At 42.5% G+C, this 4,753-nt stretch carries 4 protein-coding genes and 1 pseudogene; all 5 read left to right on the plus strand.

Annotated elements, in window-relative coordinates:
- Nucleotides 1–725 (plus strand): annotated as a pseudogene (locus FZC41_RS16935) (hypothetical protein); the annotation flags it as partial.
- Nucleotides 726–753: 28 nt separating this feature from the next.
- Nucleotides 754–1,719 (plus strand): TIM barrel protein, encoded by a 966-nt coding sequence (locus FZC41_RS16940; RefSeq protein ID WP_186855181.1) that lies wholly within the window; start codon nucleotides 754–756, stop codon nucleotides 1,717–1,719.
- Between the two features lie 61 nt (nucleotides 1,720–1,780).
- Nucleotides 1,781–3,349, plus strand: a complete 1,569-nt coding sequence (locus tag FZC41_RS16945) for a GBS Bsp-like repeat-containing protein (protein WP_148568634.1) — start codon at nucleotides 1,781–1,783, stop codon at nucleotides 3,347–3,349.
- A gap of 191 nt (nucleotides 3,350–3,540) precedes the next feature.
- Nucleotides 3,541–3,810 (plus strand): type II toxin-antitoxin system Phd/YefM family antitoxin, encoded by a 270-nt coding sequence (locus FZC41_RS16950; RefSeq protein WP_148568635.1) that lies wholly within the window; start codon nucleotides 3,541–3,543, stop codon nucleotides 3,808–3,810.
- Nucleotides 3,797–4,102 (plus strand): type II toxin-antitoxin system RelE/ParE family toxin, encoded by a 306-nt coding sequence (locus FZC41_RS16955; protein ID WP_243136753.1) that lies wholly within the window; start codon nucleotides 3,797–3,799, stop codon nucleotides 4,100–4,102. The genes FZC41_RS16950 and FZC41_RS16955 overlap by 14 nt, the downstream gene beginning before the upstream one ends.
- The last annotated feature ends 651 nt before the right edge of the window (nucleotides 4,103–4,753 follow it).

Genomic DNA, 4,753 nt, shown 5'->3' on the forward strand with positions numbered 1-4,753 from the left:
GAACTGACGGAGCCTTAAGCGGCACCGAAGGTCAGTCCAAACGCCTGGAAGCCATCCAGATCAAACTGACCGGAACCGATGCCGATAAATTTGATATCTATTATCGTGTCCATGCCGAAAACTACGGTTGGATGGGCTGGACCAAAAACGGTGCCAGGGCCGGAACCGAAGGGCTCAGTCTGAGACTGGAAGCCATCGAAATTAAAGTCGTGGCCAAAGATGCCGCCGCTCCGGGAAGCACCGACCAGAGCTTTGCAACCGGAAACATCAAATGCAGCTACCAGACTCAGATTCAGGATATTGGCTGGCAGGATACGAAAGCCAATGGCGACCTCAGCGGAACCACCGGACAGTCGCTGCGACTGGAAGGTATTAAAATCAATATTGAGAATGCCGGTTATCATGTCGGCGTCAGCTATCAGACCCATGTACAGGATATCGGCTGGCAGGATTCGAAGACCGATGGTGCTATGAGCGGAACCGAGGGCCAGTCCAAACGGCTGGAAGGCATTCGCATCAGCCTCACCGGAGCCGATGCCGATCTCTGTGATATTTACTATCAGGTTCATGCCGAAAACATTGGCTGGATGGGCTGGGCTAAAAACGGCGAAAGTGCCGGAACCGAAGGCTTTGCCTACCGCCTGGAAGGCATTCGCATCATGTTGGTGCCGAAAGGAACCGCCGCTCCGGGTTCAACCGATCAGGCTTTTATCAGCAACAACTAATGAGTGGTGGTAAGAGAAAATGTATTTGATGAATATTTCAAATTATTCTGGTGATCTGGAGAAATTTCAGAAAGATTGGAAAAATGTTGAGTGCTTTTTAGAAAAACATCAATTGGATGGGGTGGAATTGATTTGTTATAATGAAGAATATCTTGAGACACTTCCTCGTCATATTTTAAAGGGTCTTCACTTAAAATATTTTCCAACCTGGCTGGAGTTTTATAAAAATAATCATGAAAAAGTGTGTGAGATGTTTGGCGGAATTGAAGGCGTTCGTCAATATTATGGTGGTATCCATCCGGAAACGCTGAAAGAAGCCTTTCGCAATGAATATCAGAGAGCTCAGGAATTTGGGGTGGAGTATATGGTCTACCACGTTTCCCATGTGACGACGGAGCATTCTTTTACAAGAGCATTCGATTATACCGATGATGATGTATTAGATGCAACCGTGGAACTGGTCAATCAGGCTTTTGATCGTAACAGTGATGTTATGCTGCTTTTCGAAAATTTATGGTGGCCGGGATTGACGCTTTTGGACAAGGAAAAAGCGCAACGTTTTTTAGCCCGGATCAACTATAAAAACAAAGGAATTATGTTGGATTTAAGCCATCTGATGATTACAAATCCCAAATTGAAAACGGCCGGAGAAGCGGCGGAATACATTATCGAAACGATTGAAAAACTAGGAAGCCTAAAAGAATGGATCAAGGGAATTCATGTCAATTTATCATTGCCGGGAGATTATTTAACGGCGGACCATCAATCTGAATATGCAGAAATATTGAAGACAGAAGACCAATTTGAACGATACATTAAAACGGTTGGTCATATTAAAAAAATTGATTGGCACGTGCCATTTGACCATCCGCTGGTTAAAAATATTATTGATCTGATTGAACCCGAATATGTTGTGTTTGAATTACAGACACAAAACTTGCAACAATTAGACGATTATATAAACATTCAGAATAAGGCCATAGGAAGATTGTGAAAATAAAAAAAATCATTGTGGTTATTCATCAAAAAACCACGAAATAATAACAGGAGGATCAATGAAAAAGAGACAGTTAAAAGGATTTTGTTTTTGGATGGTTTTAATGATAACTCTGGGGATGCTTTCAGTTAATGTGTTGGCGAAGGAAAATAGTGTTGTCGGAAACAGCACCTCAAATAAGACGACAAATAGTAGTGTCAATGAAGATTCAAATACGGTTAACAGCGGAGACAGTAGTAAGACTGATCCAGCCGAAAATGTACCAACCCCGGAAGTTGCTGTGCCGGAAGCTGCCGTCCCGGAAGTAGTTCCAGCGAATGTTGCTGAGGATACCACAGTGGCTGACATAACGGCCGATGATTCGGCTTCAGAAGATGCTGTTTCAGCCGATGCTACGGAAGAAAGGCCGCCGGTGGCAGAAAGTTTCGAAGTTCTGAGTGATAATAATAATGTCTATTCATTCAAACCCCGGTTTACAGCACCGGGTACAAATAATCCCTGCTATTATGCCGAAAATATTTTCTGCCAGTCAGGTTATGGCATGCCGAACTGTACAGCCTATGCCTGGGGCCGAGCCTATGAGCTGCTGGGGAGCAAGCCGAATTTATGCGCTGGGAATGCCAATCAATGGTGGAATTATAATTCAACCGGAAAAGTGTATTCATGCGGGACGACACCAAAGGTTGGGGCAATTGCCTGTTGGAGTGGCAGTGCCTGCGGTCATGTCGCGGTTGTGGAGGCAATTTCAGGTGATCAGGTTACCATTTCAGAGTCGGGGTGGAACAGTTTTCTGTTTCGAAATTCATCCTACACGATCGGGTCTGAAAATTCAATCTACTCAGGCGGTTTTCAGGGATATATTTATATTGGCGATTTCTGCAATGATGTGACCCCGCCGAGGGTAGCCAATATTGCCATTAAAGATATCGATACAGAAGGATTTACGGTCACCTCGGATGTATCCGATGCCGGCTCGGGCATTGATCATGTCACGTTTTCGGTTTGGACGGATGCCGCCGGACAGGATGACCTGGTTTCTTATACCGGAACCGTCAGCGGCGATACGGCGTCCTGTCGAATTTTATACAGCGAACATAATCAGGAAAAAGGCGCCTACACGGTCAATGTTTGTGCTTATGACAAGGCCGGATATTCAGCAGCGGGCCAAACTGGGATTGTGACGGATGTGAGCCCGCCAACCATCTCAGACGTGGAAATTACAGATGTTTCAACGAATGGTTATACGATAAAATGCAGGGTGGTTGATGATACCGGGGTTGACCAGGTCATGTTTCCGACCTGGACCACGGCCAACGGGCAGGATGATATTGATATCCCCGGGAATTCAGATAAACGGACTTGCCAAACAATGACAGGCGACACGGCGACCTATATCGTAAAGGAAGCGGATCATAATAACGAATGGGGAGAGTATGAAACCCTGATCAATGCCACTGACCAATACGGAAACAGTGCCTGTTACGATTTACGCGTTGAAGTAAAAGATGACTGGACAATTATCAAAGAAGAAGCCCTAAACAGTCATGATTATTTATTTTTCAACGATGCGGTATCAGGGCTTGAAACCAAAGCAAGGATTGAAAAAAAGGGTACGGCTGCCATTTGAACGGCTGAATAATAAGTATTGATAGGCCTAGAGCAATAACTCTGCCGAGCAATGGCATAGGTTGGAAACCACCTGTGTCATTGCTTTTTTAATGTCCGGAGTGCGACTAAAAAATCTTTTGTAAATCGATTGATGTCATAGCAGAATAATGATATAATAATAGCAAAATAATTGTGTAAAGGGATGAGAACATGATAATTAAATCGTCAACGGCACTAAGAAATGATTACGGTACAATATCTTTGCTTGCACACGAGACGGAAGAGCCGATTTACATCACTAAAAATGGTGAGGGCGACATCGTCGTGATGAGTATAGATGCTTTTGAAAAGAGAGAACAGATTCTCAAACTGCGTGCAAAAATAATGGTTGCAGAAACGTCAAGAGTATCGGGGGAGACAACTGTTTCATTAGATGAAGCACGCAAACGCATTGAGGAGAAATACAGTGCCACAGTGTAAGGTAGAAATACTTGCGCCTGCATTAAAAGAGCTGGAAGAAATTGCAGAGTATCATTTATTGGTGGTCGGACGAATTTCGGCAAAGAAAATAACAGACAAAATACTAAATGCATTGGAACAGCTGGAAGAATTCCCGTTATCCGGCCCACATATTCCAGATACAGAACTTAAAAGCAAGGACTATCGAATACTGGTTTGTGATAAATATGTTTGTATTTACCGACTGATTAGCAACACAGTATACGTCTATCACATTGCTCATGGAGCGACAGAATACGGAAAACTTATATAGGTCAGGATAAAATATATGAGAGATAGATAACTTCACGCAAGCTGTTTTGCCAAACAATCGTTGACATTAAAAAAACAAAAAAACGGTTGCAATGTTGGAATTTCAATGCTATACTCAGCTTGTAATTTAGATGCGATTAAATAAGATTTGCTATTAATAGATGAGCATTTTTTCGTACTGAAAGACTAAAATTAAATACAGCTTAAAGATAAAAGAATACCGGGAATCGGTGGTGAATAGCCATAAGATTCTATTAGGTCGGGTAAATTTAAAAGCGGCACGATCGCAGTTTACCTTAAAGGAATATGGGTGAAAATCCCAAACAGATGCGCTACCGTGATTGCCGAAAGGCATCAGTCGGGAACTCATTCTTTTATCGACAGGTTTGATCCAACGCAAAGAGGATCATATCAAACAAAGTTCTACAGCACATTCTGGAACTTCTGTCACAAGTCATTTTGACTTGGATAGGAGTTCCTTTTTTTGTAAAAAAAATAAAAAAAACGTTAAAAAGAAGAACCTAACAAGCCTGCAAATAAAAAGTCAATAGAAAATTGAAGTTTTTTTGAAAAGGTTATATGTTGGATTTTAAGTATAACAAATAGACCACCACTATACGCTGGTCTGAAAGAAGGAATGCAAGAGGTAATT

The organism is Acetobacterium paludosum, from assembly GCF_008086595.1.
Classification (GTDB): Bacteria; Bacillota; Clostridia; order Eubacteriales; family Eubacteriaceae; genus Acetobacterium; species Acetobacterium paludosum.